This is a genomic window from Pseudomonas psychrophila, from assembly GCF_001043005.1.
Taxonomy (GTDB): domain Bacteria; phylum Pseudomonadota; class Gammaproteobacteria; order Pseudomonadales; family Pseudomonadaceae; genus Aquipseudomonas; species Aquipseudomonas psychrophila.
Genome location: NZ_JYKZ01000015.1, coordinates 40,300 through 59,456, shown reverse-complemented (window position 1 = coordinate 59,456; position 19,157 = coordinate 40,300). Strand labels below are relative to the sequence as shown.

General features: G+C 59.3%; 13 protein-coding genes and 1 pseudogene. 3 read left to right on the top strand and 11 right to left on the bottom strand.

Annotation, left to right across the window (positions count from 1 at the left end):
- The gene (cobA, locus tag TU76_RS22200; RefSeq protein WP_048352517.1) at positions 1 to 783 is read left to right on the top strand and encodes a uroporphyrinogen-III C-methyltransferase; all 783 of its coding nucleotides are present in this window, start codon (positions 1 to 3) and stop codon (positions 781 to 783) included.
- Positions 784 to 834: 51 nt separating this feature from the next.
- Positions 835 to 1,053, top strand: a pseudogene (locus TU76_RS22195) (uroporphyrinogen-III C-methyltransferase); the annotation flags it as partial.
- Positions 1,054 to 1,111: 58 nt separating this feature from the next.
- On the opposite strand, the gene garD reads toward TU76_RS22195, so the two are convergent.
- The 5 genes from garD to TU76_RS22170 all read right to left on the bottom strand — a co-directional run bounded on the left by garD (position 1,112) and on the right by TU76_RS22170 (position 11,191).
- Positions 1,112 to 2,665, bottom strand: coding sequence for a galactarate dehydratase (garD, locus tag TU76_RS22190; protein WP_019827359.1), 1,554 nt, complete (start codon positions 2,663 to 2,665; stop codon positions 1,112 to 1,114).
- Positions 2,666 to 2,676: 11 nt separating this feature from the next.
- On the bottom strand, positions 2,677 to 4,032 hold the full coding sequence (locus TU76_RS22185) for an MFS transporter (protein ID WP_048352515.1): 1,356 nt from the start codon (positions 4,030 to 4,032) through the stop codon (positions 2,677 to 2,679).
- Positions 4,033 to 4,180: 148 nt separating this feature from the next.
- Positions 4,181 to 5,092 carry a 5-dehydro-4-deoxyglucarate dehydratase gene (kdgD, locus tag TU76_RS22180; RefSeq protein WP_019827357.1) on the bottom strand — a complete coding sequence of 304 codons (912 nt, stop codon included), beginning with the start codon at positions 5,090 to 5,092 and terminating at the stop codon, positions 4,181 to 4,183.
- 326 nt (positions 5,093 to 5,418) lie between these two features.
- Entirely contained in the window at positions 5,419 to 6,168 is a 750-nt protein-coding gene (locus tag TU76_RS22175) for a FadR/GntR family transcriptional regulator (RefSeq protein WP_019827355.1), read from the bottom strand.
- Positions 6,169 to 6,478: 310 nt separating this feature from the next.
- Positions 6,479 to 11,191: an AAA domain-containing protein gene (locus tag TU76_RS22170; RefSeq protein WP_048352514.1), complete on the bottom strand. Its 4,713-nt coding sequence runs from the start codon at positions 11,189 to 11,191 to the stop codon at positions 6,479 to 6,481.
- 181 nt (positions 11,192 to 11,372) lie between these two features.
- Here TU76_RS22170 and TU76_RS22165 point away from each other — a divergent pair, with 181 nt between their 5' ends.
- Positions 11,373 to 14,342, top strand: coding sequence for an autotransporter outer membrane beta-barrel domain-containing protein (locus TU76_RS22165; RefSeq protein WP_048352513.1), 2,970 nt, complete (start codon positions 11,373 to 11,375; stop codon positions 14,340 to 14,342).
- Between the two features lie 165 nt (positions 14,343 to 14,507).
- Here the strand turns inward: TU76_RS22165 and TU76_RS22160 are convergent, their stop codons facing one another.
- The 6 genes from TU76_RS22160 to TU76_RS22135 all read right to left on the bottom strand — a co-directional run bounded on the left by TU76_RS22160 (position 14,508) and on the right by TU76_RS22135 (position 19,099).
- Complete coding sequence (locus tag TU76_RS22160) at positions 14,508 to 15,086, bottom strand: TerD family protein (RefSeq protein WP_019827352.1); 579 nt, start codon at positions 15,084 to 15,086, stop codon at positions 14,508 to 14,510.
- Positions 15,087 to 15,125: 39 nt separating this feature from the next.
- Positions 15,126 to 15,701 carry a TerD family protein gene (locus tag TU76_RS22155; RefSeq protein WP_019827350.1) on the bottom strand — a complete coding sequence of 192 codons (576 nt, stop codon included), beginning with the start codon at positions 15,699 to 15,701 and terminating at the stop codon, positions 15,126 to 15,128.
- 26 nt (positions 15,702 to 15,727) lie between these two features.
- Positions 15,728 to 16,774 carry a TerC/Alx family metal homeostasis membrane protein gene (locus TU76_RS22150; RefSeq protein ID WP_019827348.1) on the bottom strand — a complete coding sequence of 349 codons (1,047 nt, stop codon included), beginning with the start codon at positions 16,772 to 16,774 and terminating at the stop codon, positions 15,728 to 15,730.
- A 7-nt stretch (positions 16,775 to 16,781) separates the two neighbouring features.
- The gene (locus tag TU76_RS22145; protein ID WP_019827346.1) at positions 16,782 to 17,231 is read right to left on the bottom strand and encodes a tellurite resistance TerB family protein; all 450 of its coding nucleotides are present in this window, start codon (positions 17,229 to 17,231) and stop codon (positions 16,782 to 16,784) included.
- A gap of 66 nt (positions 17,232 to 17,297) precedes the next feature.
- Positions 17,298 to 18,512, bottom strand: a complete 1,215-nt coding sequence (locus tag TU76_RS22140; RefSeq protein ID WP_019827345.1) for a TerD family protein — start codon at positions 18,510 to 18,512, stop codon at positions 17,298 to 17,300.
- Positions 18,509 to 19,099 (bottom strand): TerD family protein, encoded by a 591-nt coding sequence (locus TU76_RS22135; RefSeq protein WP_019827343.1) that lies wholly within the window; start codon positions 19,097 to 19,099, stop codon positions 18,509 to 18,511. Before TU76_RS22135 ends, TU76_RS22140 begins: the two co-directional genes overlap by 4 nt.
- Positions 19,100 to 19,157: the final 58 nt, after the last annotated feature.

Below are 19,157 nucleotides of genomic sequence, written 5' to 3'. Positions count from 1 at the left end.
ATGAGTGCAAAAGTCTGGCTGGTGGGTGCAGGCCCGGGGGATCCGGAACTGCTGACGCTCAAGGCCGTGCGCGCCCTGCGCGAAGCGGATGTGGTGCTGATTGACGATCTGGTCAATCACGCCGTGCTGGAACATTGCCCGACGGCCCGGGTGATTTCGGTGGGCAAGCGTGGTGGGTGTCGTTCGACGCCACAGGCGTTTATTCATCGCCTGATGCTGCGTTATGCCCGTCACGGCAAATGCGTGGTGCGGCTCAAGGGCGGCGATCCGTGCATCTTCGGCCGTGGTGGCGAAGAGGCCCAGTGGTTGCGCGAACACGGGGTTGAGGTGGAGCTGGTTAACGGCATTACGGCCGGGCTGGCGGGAGCCACGCAATGCGATATTCCGTTGACCCTGCGCGGCGTGGCCCGAGGCGTGACGCTGGTGACGGCGCACACTCAGGATGAGAGCCAGGTGAACTGGCAGGCACTGGCGCAAAGCGGTACCACGCTGGTGGTGTATATGGGCGTGGCCAAATTGAGCGAAATCCGCGAGCAATTGCTGGCGGGGGGCATGGCCGCGGATATGCCGGTGGCCATGATTGAAAATGCGTCCCTGCCCCATCAGCGCGAATGCCGCAGCTACCTGAGCGCGATGGAGCAGGATGCCGTGGCCTTCGAACTGAAAAGCCCGGCGATATTGGTGATTGGTCGCGTGGCAGCCCATGCGCAACAACACCTGTTGGCACAGGACCTCTGTGGGAGCGAGCCTGCTCGCGAAAGTATCAAGTCGCGCTATCGGTAACGACCTTCGCGAGCAGGCTCGCTCCCACAGGGGGGCAAGCATTGCGGTACCACGCTGGTGGCCATGATTGAAAATGCGTCCCTGCCCCATCAGCGCGAATGCCGCAGCCTCCTGAGCGCGATGGAACAGGATGCCGAGGCCTTCGAACTGAAAAGCCCGGCGATATTGGTGATTGGTCGCGTGGCAGCCCATGCGCAACAACACCTGTTGGCACAGGACCTCTGTGGGAGCGAGCCTGCTCGCGAAAGTATCAAGTCGCGCTATCGGTAACGACCTTCGCGAGCAGGCTCGCTCCCACAATGAGTGGCTGGATCCGTGGGCTGGCCGATCAGGTGATCGGTGCCGGGTTGAACAGGGTGATGTCGTTGTGCAGTTTGTGCTGTTCGGCCCAGGTGTGTTTTTTGCCGCTGGCGACGTCCAGGTAGTAATGGAACAGTTCCCAGCCCAGGTCTTCGATGGTCGCACGCCCGGTGGCGATGCGTCCGGCGTCGATATCGATCAGGTCCGGCCAGCGCTGTGCCAGTTCGGTGCGGGTCGACACTTTCACCACGGGGGCCATTGCCAGCCCATACGGTGTGCCGCGCCCAGTGGTGAACACGTGCAGGTTCATCCCGGCAGCCAGTTGCAAGGTGCCGCACACAAAGTCGCTAGCGGGCGTCGCACAAAAAATCAGCCCTTTGCGCGTGAACCGCTCGCCGGGGCCAAGCACGCCATTGATCGCGCTGCTGCCGGACTTGACGATGGAACCCAGGGATTTTTCGACGATATTCGACAGCCCGCCCTTTTTGTTACCCGGCGTGGTGTTCGCGCTGCGGTCCGCTTCGCCTTTGGCCAGATAACGGTCGTACCAGTCCATCTCGCGGACCAGCTCTTGAGCAACGGCCTGAGTCTCGGCGCGGGAGGTCAGCAGGTAGATGGCATCGCGCACTTCGGTGACTTCGGAAAACATCACCGTTGCCCCCGCACGTAGCAGCAAGTCCGAGGCATAACCCAGCGCAGGGTTGGCGGTAATCCCGGAAAATGCATCGCTGCCGCCACATTGCATGCCCAGGATCAACTCGGACGCCGGCACTGTTTCGCGACGGCGTTGATCGAGCTTTTTGAGGCGGATCTCGGCCAGGGCCATGATCTGCTCGATCATCTCGGTAAAGCCGTGGCTGGAATCCTGCAAGCGGTACAACCACGGATCGCTCAAGTCCACCGAGCTGTCGTTTTCATGCATCACCTGACTGGCTTGCAGTTTTTCGCAGCCCAGACCGATGACCAGCGCCTCACCGCCCAGATTGGGGTTGCGCGCCAGGTTGCGCACCGTGCGGATCGGGATATAGGCATCGGTGGCACTGATGGCCACGCCACAGCCGTAGCTGTGGGTGAGCGCGACCACATCATCGACATGGGGGTAAAGAGGCAGCAGTTCTTCTTTGATCCGCTTGACCGCATGGTCCAGCACACCGGTAACGCACTGAACGGTGGTGGTGATGCCAAGGATATTGCGCGTGCCCACGGTGCCATCTGCGTTGCGATACCCCTCGAAGGTGTAGCCCTCAAGCGGCGCCTGCGCCGCCGGAACATCCGTGGACAGCGGCAGGCTGTCCAGCGGCGGTGCGGTGGGCATGCGCAGTTGGTCTTCGTTGACCCAACTGCCCCGGGCAATGGCTTGCAAGGCGTAACCGATGACCTGGCCGTAGCGAATCACTTCACCGCCCTGGGGGATGTCCTCCAGAGTGACTTTGTGGCTCTGAGGCACAAAGTCCAGAGTCACGAGGCCATCAGCAAACACAGTGCCAGCCGGTACGCCCTGATCGTTGACCACCACTGCAACGTTATCCAGCGGGTGCAGGCGGATCGAGCGCGGCGAATCGGAATGTTCAATCAATGTCATGACGCCGCTCCTCAAGAATTCACAGGTTTAAGATCGGCCGTTAGCGGGCCGCTGGTCGGTGACTCTTTGAGTACCACACGCTTGATCGGGCCTACGATAACCAGGTAGCTGAATACCGCCATCAATGCATTGCAACCGACAAACACCAGCGCCCATTTGAACGAGCCAGTGGTGCTGATGATGTAACCAATGACGATGGGAGTGGTAATGGAAGCGAGGTTACCAAAGGTATTGAACAGGCCACCGCTCAGGCCGGCGATCTGTTTGGGCGAGGTATCGGACACCACCGCCCAGCCCAGTGCGCCAACGCCCTTGCCGAAGAATGCCAGGGCCATAAAGCCAACCACCATCCATTCAACGTCCACGTAGTTGCAGGCCACAATGCTGCTGGAGACCAGCAGGCCAGCGATGATCGGTGCCTTGCGGGCGAACGTCAGTGAGTGGCCTTTGCGCAACAGGTAATCGGAAATGACCCCGCCCAGCACGCCGCCGATAAACCCGCAGATCGCAGGTAACGACGCAATGAAACCGGCTTTGAGGATGGTCATGCCGCGATCCTGCACCAGATACACCGGGAACCAGGTCAGGAAGAAGTAGGTAATGCCGTTGATGCAGTACTGGCCCAAATAAACGCCAAGCATCATGCGGTTAGTGAGCAGTTGGCGTATGTAGTCCCACTTTGGTCCGTCGGACTTTTTGCCTTTCTGGTCCATGTCGACCATACCGCCGTTTTCAGCGATGTACTTGAACTCTGCCTCGTTGATGCGTGGGTGTTCACGCGGGCTGTAGATCACCTTGAGCCAGATGCCCGAGAAGACGATACCCAGAATGCCCATGACGATAAACACATGCTCCCAACCGAAGGAGTAAACGATCCAGCCCATCAACGGTGCGAACAATACAGTGGCGAAGTATTGCGCCGAGTTGAAGATCGCGGACGCAGTGCCACGCTCTGCCGTCGGAAACCAGGCAGCAACGATGCGGGCGTTTCCAGGAAAGGAGGGGGCTTCGGCCAGACCGACCAGAAAGCGCAGCATAAACAGCGCAACCACCGCTGTGGACATGCCGAACTCACCGATAAAGCCTTGCAGCACGGTGAACAGTGACCAGGTGAAAATACTCAGGGCGTAAACTTTTTTAGAACCGAAACGGTCCAGGAGCCAGCCACCGGGGATTTGTCCGGCGACATAGGCCCAGCCAAATGCGGAGAAGATATAACCCAGGGTAACGGCGTCAATGCCGAGGTCTTTTTGCAGGCTGGAGCCTGCGATGGCGATAGTGGCACGGTCTGCATAATTGATAGTGGTCACCAGAAAAAGCATGAGCAAAATCATATAACGGACATGCGTCGGCTTGGTCGCTTGCATGTAGTACTACTCCCACTGTTTATTTTTATGCGCGGGTGAATCTATTTTTTTGGTGTAGCTGACAGTTCCAACAGAAATATTGCACTAGCCGACGTTCGTAATCCTTCACACAAAAGGCCGCTGATTTCTCAGCGGCCTTGGCTTTTGCTTACTGCGGACCTTGCTTGTCGATCAAGGCAGCCAGTGCCTCGTACTCTTCTGGCAACAAGTCGGTCAGTGGCGTACGCACCGGGCCAGCACTGTAACCGGAAATAGTGGCGCCAGCCTTGACGATACTGACGGCGTAACCGGCTTTGCGATTACGAATGTCCAGGTACGGCAGGAAGAAGTCGTCGATGATCTTGCCCACGGTGGCGTGATCTTCACGGGCCACGGCGTGGTAGAAGTCCATCGCGGTTTTCGGGATGAAGTTGAACACGGCAGAGGAGTAAACCGGTACGCCCAGCGCCTTGTAGGCAGCCGCGTAGACTTCGGCGGTCGGCAGGCCGCCCAGGTAACTGAAGCGATCACCGAGGCGGCGACGGATCGACACCATCAACTCGATATCACCCAGGCCATCCTTGTAGCCGATCAGGTTCGGGCAACGCTCGGCCAGACGCTCCAGCAGCGGCGCGGTCAAACGGCAGACGTTACGGTTGTAGACGATCACGCCGATTTTCACCGACTTGCACACCGCCTCAACGTGGGCGGCAACGCCGTCCTGGCTGGCTTCAGTCAGGTAATGCGGCAGCAGCAGCAAACCTTTGGCACCCAGACGCTCGGCTTCTTGAGCGTACTCGATGGCCTGGCGGGTCGAACCACCGACACCGGCGAGGATCGGCACGCTGGTGGCGCAAGTATCGACTGCAGTTTTGATCACTTGCGAATATTCGCTGGCTGCCAGGGAGAAGAACTCGCCGGTGCCGCCTGCTGCGAACAGGGCCGAGGCGCCGTACGGGGCCAGCCATTCAAGACGCTTGATGTAGCCCTCACGGTGGAAATCACCTTGAGCATTGAAGTCGGTTATCGGAAAGGACAACAGACCGTTAGAGAGGATGGACTTCAGTTCTTGTGGATTCATTATTCGAACACCCTGGGAGCACGTTGTGATGAGAAATACGTAAGCACTTCGCTACGTCGTACGTCATCGTACAACTTAAAAAGATAACGTCAATCTCATTTCTTGTATTCGTGCTGAGCGATGGCCAAATTTTGGTTAATGAAAAGCACAAAGCCCGTCTAGCACGGGCTTTGTGGGATTCAGGCAGAGTCGAAATTTAATTTCAGAACAGAGATAGGTTGTCTGAGAAGTGGCTTTAATCGATACCTACTGAGAAGGTACTTAAACCGTAGGAGCGAGCCTGCTCGCGAAAATCATTCGCGAGCAGGCTCGCTCCCACAGGGGCCTTACCCGCGTTGCGCTTCTGCTTCTTCATGGGCATGGCGCAGGCGTTCGCGGCTGTTGGTCAGGTGCAAGCGCATGGCCGCACGGGCCGCTTCGGAATCCTGACGGGCAATGGCCTGGTAGATTTCTTCGTGCTCGCGGTTGAGCCGGGTCATGTAGTGCTGCTGGTCATCATGGGCCAGACGCGCCGAATTGAGACGGGTACGCGGAATGATGCTGGTGCCCAGGTGAGTCATGATGTCGGTGAAGTAGCGGTTGCCCGTCGACAGCGCAATCTGCAGATGGAACTGAAAGTCCGACGCCACGGCATCACCATTGCGTGCCGCGTTTTCATTCAGGGCATCCAGCGCTGCACGCATCGCGGCCAGTTGTTCTTCATTGCGCCGCTGGGCAGCCAAACCGGCTGACTCCACTTCAAGGCTGATACGCAGCTCAAGAATCGCCAGTACATCGCGCAAGGTTACGACCGTTGCCGGATCGATCCGAAAACCGCTCGGGCTCGGTGTATCCAGCACAAAGGTGCCGATACCGTGGCGGGTCTCGACCTGCCCTGCCGCCTGCAAACGGGAAATCGCTTCGCGCACCACCGTGCGGCTGACGCCATGCGCCTCCATGATCGCGGATTCGGTAGGCAACTTGTCGCCACGCTTGAGCATACCGTCGCGGATCTGCTCGGACAGCACCGTCACCAACTCTTGCGCGAGGCTGCGGCGCTTGCGAGGGAGGCGGGGTACGTCGATCTGGTTTTCCATGTTGAACATTTTTCTCGAAATCAAAGGGGTCAGGGGCACTTCATGTAAGCAGCTGAAAAATCGCCCTGACACACCGGACGTCCGTGCTGCTGTGCTCCTGTATAGATGCATCATAGCTCAAGCCGGTTGTACGATCACCCGTTCACACAGGGCAACGTAAAACCTGGAGGCGCTGGTCTGCCTGCGATGCAGGCGAAACGGTCTGGCTGGCAGGCTACAGGTGATGCCATCGCTAGCCAGCCCACCCCCACATTGGTTCCTGCACGTGCCAGGTTTTGAGTTGCCCCCAAAACCTGTGTGCTTGCGCATATCAGGCTAGCTGCGGGGAAGACTGGTCCGCTTCAACATCACTCACGACAAATGTGTCGTCCGGGATCCAGAACAGAAACGGGTCCTTGGCCGGTCGGCTGTCATAACGACGGCCACTCCCCTCCTCTGCCGATCCACCCGCACGACGAAAGCCATGCACCTGGCGCCGTTCGACATGAATGCTGGGGGCCGCCCCTTCACCGCTGGCAGGCTCGATGTTCATTGCCTGCAAGGTGGCCAGCAAATCATCGATAATCTGCTGACGATTCAGGGTGAACGCCGAGGCGAAGCAGCGCCAGAAGCGCCAGCCCGCCCGCTCCAGAATGCGCTGGCGGCGCATGTCGCTGTCCCAGCGGTCCGGGCCGTGAAAACGGTCGCCATCACACTCGATCGCCAGGCGACTGTCGTTGTCACCCTCGACCACCATGTCAATCCGATACGCCCCGACGCCGACCTGCGGGATGACCCGATAGCCACGCTGCGTGAGCTCGTCGTACATATCGCGCTCAAAACCCGACTCGCACAACTCACGCAGATCACTGACCTGCGCTGCGTCCTGGGTAAAGGGGGTTTCAAAGTGCTCTATCAAGCCACGGCGCAAACCATCGACCGCGCTCAGGTCGGTGAGCTCGACGCTGCGCACCAGGTACATGCGGTCCCGCGCCCGCGACGCGGCCACATTGAAGCGCTGGGCAATCGAGTCTCGGCTATTGGCAAAACAATCTCCGGGGCTGGCCACCATCGACAGGAACATGATGTCCCGCTCCTTGCCCTGGAAAGTGCGCGCATCGCCACAGCTGATCTGGAACTGGGTGATCACCTCTTCACCCAGCTCCTTGGTCAGCATCTGCATCACTTTTTGCGCCTGCTCCGCCCCCAGCAACGAGACCACGCCAATGGTGCGCCCCGCGATCTGCGGCATGGCGATCAAGCGGCGGATTTCCTCGACAATTACATTGGCTTCGCCAAGGTTGAACTTGCCCTTTTTCTCCCCGTCCATCACCAGCAGATCCACCAGCGGCGGGTCCAGGCGCTCGGTCATCATCGGCAGGCGCAAAGGCTTAAGTTCGTGGTTGTAGAACTCGCGCTTGGAGTATTCGATGATCGGCGCCACACAGCGGAAATGCTCGCGCAGCATGGTGCCGCTCTTGGCAAATACCACTTTGAACAGGTCATACAGCGAACGCTCGGGGGACATCAATGGCCGGTAGAGCCCTACCTGATTGCCCAAAAAGCGCGCCATCATGTTCTGCACACGCTCTTCTTCCATGCCGATGCCGTCCGGCGAGACCTGTTTGTCATCGCCCACCACCAGCACTTTTTTCGCCCGCAGCAACGCTGGTAACGCGGTCAGATCAGACTGGGACGCCTCATCGATGATCACCAGATCAAAGGCACCGTATTGGGCCGGCAAGCTTTCGCAAATGCGGTAATGGGGCATGATCCAGCACGGGATCGCCGAGATCGCGACATCAGCGGCCAAGCGCGCGTCCTGCCGGTAACGCCCGGCACGCACACCTGTCCCTTTGCCGATTTTACGGATCGCGGTGCGATACAGCTCAAGGGCTGCCCTCACACTCGGCGTAGCGTTCTCTGACAACCGCAGCCAGGTGCGCTTGACCACCGCATCCTGATAAAGACGCGACAGGTTCAGCTCCAGTTCACCGCGTAACTTGAACAGGCGCTTGAGGTCTTCACGCCCGTCGATGCTCTCCAGATACCGCGCCAAACGGCTCAGGCGCCACACCTCCAGACAGTTATCCGGGAGCAGACCATCCACCGGGCCGGTGCTCGGTTCGTCGCGCAAACGGGCGGCCCAGATCAGGCCGCCGCTCTGCGCGATAACGTCCGTCACCTGTTGCACCGTGCCGAGCGCATCCGCCAAGGCCAATACCCGGCGCAGCTCGTCCATCAGCTCGGACCACTGCACCTGAAGTTCAGCGGTGGTCACCTGTGGTTGACCCAGGCTCGTGTCCAGAAACCCTTGCAGACGCTCGCTCACTGCACCGCCACAACCGGCCAGTGCTGTATTGAAGGTGTGTTTAATGACCCAGGTCGCAGCCAGTCGGTGGCGCATCAGGTGATGACGCAAAAAGCTTTCGCCCTTGCCCAGCACAGTCTCGTCATTGCGCAACTGGCTGACGTCGGCCCAGTCCACGAGCAGATGTTTGAGTTCGGTTTGAGCACGGACTTCACCCTGCTCAGCACGGACAATATCGCCGTACTGCTCAATCGCCCGCGTCGCCGCCAGTAATTGTTCGGCGTCGGTTTCAAGGGTCGGCAGCGGCATCTCGGCAGCCAGGGCATTCCAGCGCAACAGCAGCGTTCGCCCCAACAGCTGGAAGCGCACGAATGCTTGCACATGCGCCCAGTCCTGATCGCTTTGCGGTTTGCTGCCCAGCACCAGAATGGCGTCCAGCAACTGTTTCTGGCTGCCCTTGCCGATCAGGCCGGACAACCCGAACGGGCGTCGTCCCTGGGCCAGGTTATCGATGGCGGCCATCACCTCGGGCTGTGCCTGGAGCTCGAATGACAAGCTCACCGGCCGTGCAACAAATGCTTTGCGACCGGCCAGTGCCGCTTCGATCTCGCCCTTGAGGCTGTCAAAAAGCCCCAGCACATCGGCATTGGGGTTGCGCGACAAGTAGGCCTGCATGGCCGGCACCCAGGTGTGCTCTGCGGTTTTGAGCTGCGTGCGCAGTGCCTGCAATTGCTCCAGGTGCTCTACCAGAGCCTGCGCCTGCTCAAGGGTCTGCGTGCTGGAGTCCAGCAGACGCGGCACCTCGCCCGTACTTTCCTTGTGCTGCAACTGGCTTTCCCGGGCCAGATCCTGATGCACCTGAATCAGCGTTTGCGCATCCGGGAAGTCGGCCAGTTGTGGGACTTTGTGGCCCAGGTAAGCCAGCGAGTCCTTGAGCGCCAACCGCGCCTCACGCAAGGCGATGATGTCTTGCAGGCTGAATTGCGGACGATGTTCGTCGCCAACCCCGATCTGATCGGCAAAGCCGTTGACCTCGTCTTGCGCCACAGCGACCTGCAACGCGGCATGGGTAGGGCTCAGGCGCTCACCGTCGATCTCCAGGTCAGACAGGTTGCGCTCGGCCCAGTGGGTAATCTCACGGTCGACACTGGCCATCTGACCGTGGAGGGTATTGATTTCGTCGTCGATCTGGCCGATTTCGCGCTTGTACAGCGACCGATCGATACGCTGGACCTCAGCTGAAATCTTTTGAATGGCGAATTCGAACTGCTTCATGCCGTCCGCTTCGCTGCTCAGCAGGCTGATTGCCAGCGGGCGAATGTCTTCGGGCAGCTTTTCCTGCAACACGGCCAGGGCCGGGTCTTTCATCGACGTCACCAGTACTCGCTTGCCATTGGCCAGGTAATGGCTAATGACGTTGGCAATGGTGTGAGTCTTGCCGGTGCCTGGCGGGCCTTGCACCACCACCCCATCGTGCATTTCGAGCAGTTGGATGATTTGCACCTGCTCGTCGTTGTAGGGCTTGGGGAAGTACAGCTCGTGAACCTTAGTCCCTGGCGCATCACCACCTTGGGAGCCGCTGACGTAGGACAAACCCCGGAATGGGGGCAGGATTACGTCTTCAAGTACGCTGGAAGGTTCGGTCAAGATCGCCTGCAAGGCCGGGGGCAGTTCACCGATCTCTTCAATCGCGCTTTCGAAGCGGCCCAGGTCTTCAATAAACAGGTTGCTGTCACGGGTGCGGGCGAACAGGGTCCAGGTGTCTGTCACACACAAATGCTCAGCGGCCTTGGGCACCGAGCGATCACCTTCGGCAACCGTCGCCGGCAAGAATTGCCCCTGGGCATCGAGCAATGAAGAGGCAGAGCGAATCACCGGCTCATAACTGGAAGGGTTGAACGGACTGATAGCGACCTGGTCTTTCTTGAAGTAATCCTTGGCCAGTGTCGCCAAAGCGCCTACCCCCGGAATATCGGCTGCCACATAGGCGTCCACTTCCAGCCGGGGTTGCGCGGCGCGCGGGCGGACTTCGATGGCCATGGTGTCCGGGTTGATGGCCAGCTCGACCAACTGGCTAATCAACGGGTAATGGATGAGGCCGACCACAGGATGTTCCCACGTCGAAACGCCTAACCCCCAGACCAGCTCCAGTTGCGCATCTCCCAGATTGCCCTGCATCTGCTGCACCAGCAGGAACAACTCGGCATACAGTTCGATGCTTTTACGCCGTAGCTTTTCCTCTGCGGCCCACAGTCGCCAAGCAGTTTGGCTGTAGGACTTGAACTGCGCCCTGATCTCGCCGGCGTCCAGGCACTCCTCAAGATTCACCCACTCATCAAGCGGGGCGTCTTCGCTGATATCGATGCCAACCACGGTCAACCGCGAAAGCTCGGGCTCGGACAACAGGCCGCTGCCGATCAGCACCTCACGCGCCACCCGCAGTTTTAGGGCAGGTTCGGTTTGCGGCGTGCCCTTGAGTTCGATCCACAGCGCCAGCAACGGGCTCAATGGCGCGGGCGGACGCGTCTCGTGCAAACGCTCAAGCCGCAGCCAGACTTCATCTTCGTCGCTTTCCAGCACATCCAGGCTGACCCCCGGCAATGCCCGCAGCTTTTCTTCGCTGACACTGAATGCGTTGTGTTGGGTGACGGTCAACGCCGGCCGCTTCTGCATGAGTGCAGTCTGTTTTACAAATTCAATCAGACCGGCGAGACGTGCGCGTACTGTATCCATGTTTGAGCTGAACCACTTTGATAAGGGGGCGCATCGAAAAAAGTGAAAGCGCCTAGAGAAAGCGAAAATTCCTACAATGGCCGACACAATACAGAGGTTCAGGAGGTATTCAGATACATCATTTTGTAAAAACCTCTCGCTATAAAAGACGGCCCGGTTATTCCCGATAAGGTCGCCCAACATGCCCTTCTGCCCCCAACGCCTTGCGCTGGCCATCGCGCTTTTAAGTTCAAGCGCGGTTGCCCCGCTGGCACTCGCCAGTGACATCAGCCTGGACACACCCAGCACCAGCGCACTCAATCTGAGCGCCAGCGATACGTTGGCGGTGAAGCCGGCCGCGAGCCTGACCACCGCAAAAGTGGCCGTCACCCTCAAGGGCGGCACCAGTGGCCCGGGGGTAGTCATCGACAACGCAGGCAGCCTGATCTCGACGGGCGGGCGGGCCATCGACAGCAGCGGCAGCGCAAGCGGCGAGCGCAACTACAGCATTTTCAACCGCAGCGGCGCGACGATTCAGGGCAGCAACGATGCCTTGCGTATCGATACCCACTTCAGCAGCGGCAGTGTGCTGATCGACAACAGCGGCACTATTCGCTCAACCGATAGCGGTCAGGCCATCGACCTCGACGCGGTGCGCAGCCATGACGTCAAAACCACCCTGATCAACCGCGAAGGCGGGCTGATTCGCGGCGAGTTCAGCGACGGTATGAAGACCGGCTCCAACGCCACGATTCTCAACTACGGCGAGATTTCCACAGGCGACGCCCTGAACGACGACAACAAGTTCGACGGTGTCGACATCGACTCTGCAACCGGCGTGACGGTGACCAACTACGGCACCCTCTCGGGCGGGCGCCACGGCATCACCACCGACCTGGGCGCAACACTGATCAACTATGGCGACGTCACCGGGCGCAACGGTTCGGGCTTCGGCTCGGACGGTGATGGCACCGTGATCAACCACGGCACCATCACCGGCGCCTATTCCGGGCTCAAGCCCAATGGTGACGGCGATGGCGTGGATATCGACCTGATCGCCCATATTGAGAACTACGGGGTGATCCAGGGCACCGGCGCGGGTGGCGTCGACAAGAACGGCTTTGCCAATGGCAGCGAAGGGATCGCGCTGGGTGGTGGTTATATCTACAACGCCCAAGGCGCACGGGTCAGCGGTGCCAACAATGCGGTGCTGGTGGACGACGGCAGTGATGGCTCAGGCCTGGCCGCCACCACGTTGATCAACAACGGTACGATCCAGGGCCTGGACGGCTTTGGCGTAAAGTTTGTGGGCGAGTTCGATGATCAGGTCATCAACAATGGCCTGATCAGTGGCAGCAACGGCCAGGCGCTGGACCTGGGCGGTGGCAATGACCGCCTGACACTGGGCAGTGCCAGCCGTTTCGATGGCCTGGTGGACGGCGGCAGCGGCTACGACCGGGTAGCTTTCGATGACCCGGCCGGTGGGCGCTTGGGCAATAGCCAGAATTTCGAATGGCTGGACGTCAAATCCGGTAGCTGGACACTCACCAGCCAGAACGATTTCAGTGACGGGGGCACGATTTTCAGCGGCGCCCGCCTGATCAATCAGGGCGGCATCAGTGGCTCCCTCACCGTGGAGGATGGTGGCATTTACGCCGGTGGCGGCAGTGTCGCTAACCTGCTGGTCAACGGCACACTGCAAGCCAGCCCGCACTTGGGCACCGCTACCATCACCCATGACCTGACCCTGAGCAACGGCGCGACCCTGGCCTACGGCGTCAACGCCGATGGCAGCAGCGCGCCGGTGCTGGTCGGTGGCACCGCCCACCTCAACGGTGCAACGCTGGCCATTAATGCCGGCAGCGGCACCTATCCGTGGCTCAGCCAATACCGCGTACTGAACGCTGGCACCATCGACGGCACGTTTGGCAATGTCACCAGTGACTATGCCTTCCTCACCCCGACGCTCAACTACACCCCCACCAGCGTCGAGCTGACCTATGCCCGCAATGACGTGGCCTTTGCCGATTACACCAGCAGCACCAACGGCCACAGCGCCGCCGTCGGCTTGAGCCAGCTCAAGGCGGGCAACGCGCTGTATAACGCCCTGCTCAACACCAGCACACAAGCGGCGGGGGCGGCCATCGAGCAACTGGCGGGCAGCAGCAACGCCAGCCTGAGCAGCGCCACCCTGGGCGCCACGTCCCAGGTGGGCAGCAGCATGTTGGCGGCCATGCAGTCCGTGGGCGCAGGCGCCGGTTTGCGGGTCGCCAGTGCCGCTCAGGACACCCCTGCCCTGGCCGCCACCGGCCTGCCGCCCGGCGTGCGCAACCTCAACGACCCGAATGCCCAAGGCCGACTCTGGCTCCAGGGGCTGGGCAGCTATGGCCGACTGGACGGGACACACGGCAACAGCGACCTCACCCAACGCACCAAAGGCGGCGTGTTGGGCGCCGACTGGGCCCTGACACCGGACTGGCGCATGGGCGTGCTGGGCGGCTACTCAAAAACCGATGTGGATAGCAGCGCTATGGAGGGCACGGTCAACAGCTGGCATGCGGGTGTCTACGGGATACGCCAGAGCGGTGCGCTGGCAGTGCGTCTGGGCGCGGCCTACAGCGGCCATAACGGGGACAGCAAACGCAGCGTGGCGTTTAACGGTTTTACCGACCAGCCCAAGGGCGATTACCACGCCAGCAGCCAGCAGGCTTTTGCCGAACTGGGTTACGCCCTTGGCAGCGGCCGCTTGAGTGCCGAGCCGTTTGCCAACCTGGGTTATCAACGCTACCAGCGTGACCGCTACACCGAAAAAGGCGGTGCGGCCGCGTTGCGCGTCGACAAGCAGACCCAGGACAACTTCAGCAGCACCCTGGGCGTGCGTCTGGCCCATTTGAGCCAACTGGAAAACGGCATGAGCCTCACGCCCCGCCTGAGCGCAGGCTGGAAGCACACCTATGGCGATGTCAGCAGTTCAACGAATCAGAGCTTTGTGCTGGGTGGTTCTGCGTTCAATGTCGAAGGCAGTGCGCTTGATCGCAACAGTTTGGTACTGGAAGCCGGACTGGATATTGGCGTATCGGCCCGACAGACACTGGGCGTGGGCTACACCGGCGACATGGGCAGCAACAGCCGCACCCACGGGCTGATCGGGCAATGGCAAATGAGTTTTTGACCCGGGCCCTGTGAGAGCGGGCTTGCTCGCGATTGCATCACGCGGTTATCCAGACAGACCGTGTCGCCTGCATCGCGAGCAAGCCCGCTCCCACAGGTGATGGACAGACGCACAAAAAAAGGCCCTCCCCGAAACCGGGGAGGGCCTTTTGTTTAACGCCGGGGTTTAGCCCAGGTTAACGCCAAAGTTCGAAGCCAATGGCGCCAGGCCACCAGCAAAACCCTGGCCGATAGCCTTGAACTTCCACTCTTCGCCATTGCGATACAGCTCGCCGAATACCATCGCGGTTTCGGTCGAAGCGTCTTCGCTCAGGTCAAAGCGTGCCAGCTCTTTGCCGTCTGCCTTGTTCAGAACGCGGATGTAAGCGTTCGAAACCTGGCCAAAGCTTTGTTTACGGCCATCAGCGTCATGGATGGTGACCGCGAAAGCCAGTTTCTTGGCGTCTTGCGACAGACCCGCCAGGTTGACGTTTACTTGCTCGTCGTCACCATCGCCCGCGCCCGAGCGGTTGTCGCCCTGGTGCACAACGTTGCCGTCCGGCGAGGTCTTGTTGTTGTAGAACACAAAGCTGCCGTCGTTCAGCACTTTGCCGCTCTCGCCAACGATGAACACCGAGGCGTCCAGGTCGAACTCCTGGCCGTCAGTGACACGAGGATCCCAACCCAGACCCACAATCACTTCGGTCAGGCCCGGAGCTTCTTTGGTCAGGGAAACGTTGCCGCCTTTACTCAGACTTACTGCCATGTTCGTGAACCCTTATATGAAAAGTTGATGGGGTGCAGATTAAAATTTCAGACCGTAGCTTTCAGCCAATGGCTTGAGACCGCCGGCAAAACCTTGACCGACCGCGCGGAATTTCCACTCGGCGCCATTGCGATACAGCTCAGCAAAGATCATCGCGGTTTCAGTGCTGGCGTCTTCAGCCAGGTCATAACGCGCCACTTCACTGTTGTTGTCCTGGTTCACAATGCGAATGAACGCACCACGAACCTGACCGAAGTTTTGCTTGCGCGCATCGGCTTCGTGAATGGTCACGGTGAACGCGATACGGTCGATGTCAGCAGGCACTTTGGACAGGTCGACCTTGATCGCCTCGTCATCGCCGTCGCCTTCACCGGTACGGTTATCGCCCGTGTGCTCAACCGAGCCATCAGTGCTTTTTAGCTGGTTGTAAAAAATGAAATCGGAGTCAGCGCGGACTTTACCGTCAGCCTTGAGCAAGAAAGCGCTCGCATCCAGGTCGAAGTCTTGACCATCGGTGGAACGAGCATCCCAGCCCAGACCCACGAGAACTTTAGTCATCCCCGGAGCTTCTTTGGACAGGGACAGGTTGCCGCCTTTGGAAAGGGAAAGTGCCATGTGTAATTCTCCTTAGTAATGTGCGATCAAGCGTTCGTGTCGTTTTTAACGTCGGACTGCTCTTCTTCCTTACCGGGAAAGATGATGCTGGCCACGATACCGATGGCCAATACCACCAACACCACCATCAGGCTGGTGTTTGGATCAATGCTGATACCGTGGCCAAACAGGTGATCGGTTGCGTTCAGGGCCAGCTTGCCGGCGATAAAGAACAACAGCGCGATAACCGATTTCTCCAGGTGTACCAGGTAGCGTTTCAGCGCTTCGAGAACGAAGTACATGGTACGCAGGCCCAGAATTGCGAACATCATGGCCGAGTACACGATCAAGGGTTCACGGCTCACGGCAATCACTGCCGGTACGGAGTCGAAGGCAAACAGAATGTCTGAAACCTCAACCACCACCACACACAAAAACAGTGGTGTCGCAAAAAGAGCGCCCTTGCCTACAAGGGTCATTCCCTTGTTCTGCGGCTTCGTGATCTCTTTTTCAAGCTCTGTACGCGAAACAAAGAAATTATGTCCGTGCAGCTTCGGCCAAACAGGGAACAATTTTTTCGCAAAACGGTAGGCGATGTGCTTGGAGTAATCCTCCTCCTCATCCTCTTCCTTGCTGCGCAGCATCATGATCGCCGTCCAGGCCACGACCACCGCAAACAGCACTTCGACCCAAGGGCCAAACGCCAGCAGACCGGTACCGATCGCCACGAAAATCAGGCGGAAAACGATGGCACCGATGATGCCCCAGTACAGAACACGGTGACGCAGCGCGTCCGGGATCTTGAACCAGGCAAAAATGGCCATGAACACGAACAGGTTGTCGACGCTGAGGACTTTTTCCAGCGCGTAACCGGTGACGAACAGGCTGGCAACGCTTGGGCCGTGCGCGTAGTACAGGTAGCCCGCAAAGGCGAGGGAGATCAGCACCCAGAACACCGACCAGACGGCGGCGTTGGTCAGTGAGACCGGTTTATCGCTTTTGTGGGTAAACAGGTCGATTGCCAGAGCAATGACCGCCAGAGCCACAAATACAGCGATGGTAGTTGGCGGAAAGCCAATTGCCGTGTTTTCCATGATGTCCTCAGAGATCAAAATCGCCAGGGTTCAACCCCAGCTCATTGCAGATAGTGCGGCAAGCAGCCCGCTCACTTTCATCGAAGTCGCCGTCGGCGCTACCGATTGCGCAGCAAACACGCACCAGCAGACGGGCGGCATCTTCTTTTTTACGCAGTTGACCAATCGACTTCAGCGCCTCGGCGCGACCGATCTGCTGATCAAACTCAAATTTTTCGCAGACGGCGTTGAAGGCCTTGATCACGTCTTTAACGTCAAAGGCCTTCAGCTCATTCGAGTTTTGAATAAACCCGACCATCTTCTGTTTTTCGTCGCTGCTGATGTTGCCATCGGCAGCCGCCACCAGTGCGCACCCGGAAACCACGGCTTCCATGAATTCACGGTTCTTGAACTTGCTGACTTCCGTCGAGAGCTTGTCACGGGCGGCAGTGGCGTTGGTTTTGAGCCATTCGAGCATTGGAGTCACCTTGTCAGAAATTGAGGGGGCGGCGCCTGCTTCGGCAGGCGGCCAGTTACATAGCGCTCATTTGGAGCCAGCAGCCCAGCGCATACCCCAACCGAACGCTTTATCCATGTCGGAGTGGCCCTTGAAGAATTCAACCTTGCGATTGACCTTCACACTGCCACCAACGTTTTCGAGCAAGGCGATGGCGCACATGCCCTTGGTGCCACCCTCTTCGCTCAGACGCACTTCAATCGGCGGCTCACCCGGGATGTACAAGGTGATAACGCCATCTGTGGCCTGCCAGTTCGGAGCACCTTCGTAGATGAACGCGTAGATCAGCACGCGACGCATCTTGCGCCACTCCTTGCCGTTGATACGCAACCACTCGCCATCACTCACGGAGCCGGTGCGGTCGTCGCCCATCAGTTGGATAAACGGCTCGTCACGGAAATCACCAAAGGCATTGCCCAGGGCCTGAACCGCGCCTTTACGGCCGTTGTCCATCTCGTACAGGCAACCCACGTCCAGATCGATACCACCGGACTTACCGCGCAAGGAGGCGAAAAAGCCGCCACCGCCGCTGGCATTGGGGTTGGTACGGTTCCAGTTCAGGTTGATTTTGATCTCGCCGAAGTCACCGTCCTTTTTCTCAAGGCTGATGGACGGACGCTGCTTGTCGAGTGTGATCTTCGACAGATTGATCTTCGATGCAGGGGCTGGAGCAGGTGCAGCAGGTGCCGGGGCAGGCGGTGGAACAGGCGTCGGGGCAACTGCCGGAGCAGGCGCAGGCGCGGCAATATCAACGCCAAAGTGCTGCGCCAAAGGTGCCAGCCCACCGGCAAAGCCCTGGGCCACGCAGCGGAACTTCCACGCGCCCTGACGGCGATAGAACTCGCCGAGGATCAACGCGGTTTCCTGCATGCCCTGTGTAGGGATCGGCGCTTCGATGCCGCCACTCACCGATACGGTCAGTTGCGGGAAGGCGTCGAACCGGGCCTTGTTCTCGTAAATGGTCGCTGTGAGGGCGACTTTTTCGATGGCCTGATCAATGGCGTCCAGATTGACACTGAACACACTGCGACCTGCAGCCGACTCGACCAGCTTGACCGCGCCATTGTTGACACTTTGCTGGCCGAAGAAGCACATGTCGTTGTCGCCGCGCACCTTGCCCGATTCATTGAGCAGGAATGCAGACACGTCCAGATCAGCTCCCGCCACCGGGGTGTAGCTGATGGTGACGCTCAGGCTGCCGGCAGCGACAGCGGTATTGGCGCCAGGAGTCAGAGTCGTCATGCACGCACCGCCTGGGCCGCATCACTGGCCAGATCCTGTGCGGTACGGCCATTGGCCACGGTACCGATAGCGGTCAGGTCCCAGCCAGCAGCCGTGCGGCTGATGTACGCCATGACCACGCCCGTGTGACGGCCTTTGTCCGACAGGTTGAAGCGCGCCAGCTCTTTGCCGGTCAGCTCGTCAACAATGCGGCAGTAGGCGTTTTCTACCGCTTCAAAGTTTTGCCCGGTGAACGAGTTCACGGTAAACACCAGGTGCTTGACCCCGGCAGGCAGCTGCTCCAGGTTGACCTGGATCGATTCGTCGTCGCCATCGCCCTCACCCGTGCGGTTATCGCCGGAATGAACGATGGAGCCGTCGTTGGACTTGAGCTGGCGGAACCACACCAGGTCCAGGGCTTGCTTGGCACTGTCGAGCAGGATGCACGAGGCATCCAGGTCGATGGCGGCATCACTGCTCAGCAGCTTGGCAAAAAAACCGCTCGGTTTGACCGGGTCCCAGCCCAGGCCCATGCGAATTTTCTTGAGACCGGTTCCAGCTTCTTTCTCGAGAGAAATGGTTTGATTCTTGGACAGCGAAATGGCCATGAAGCGTCTCCTTGTCTGCACTGAAGCACGATAGGTAATTGCTGATTATTGACACGCT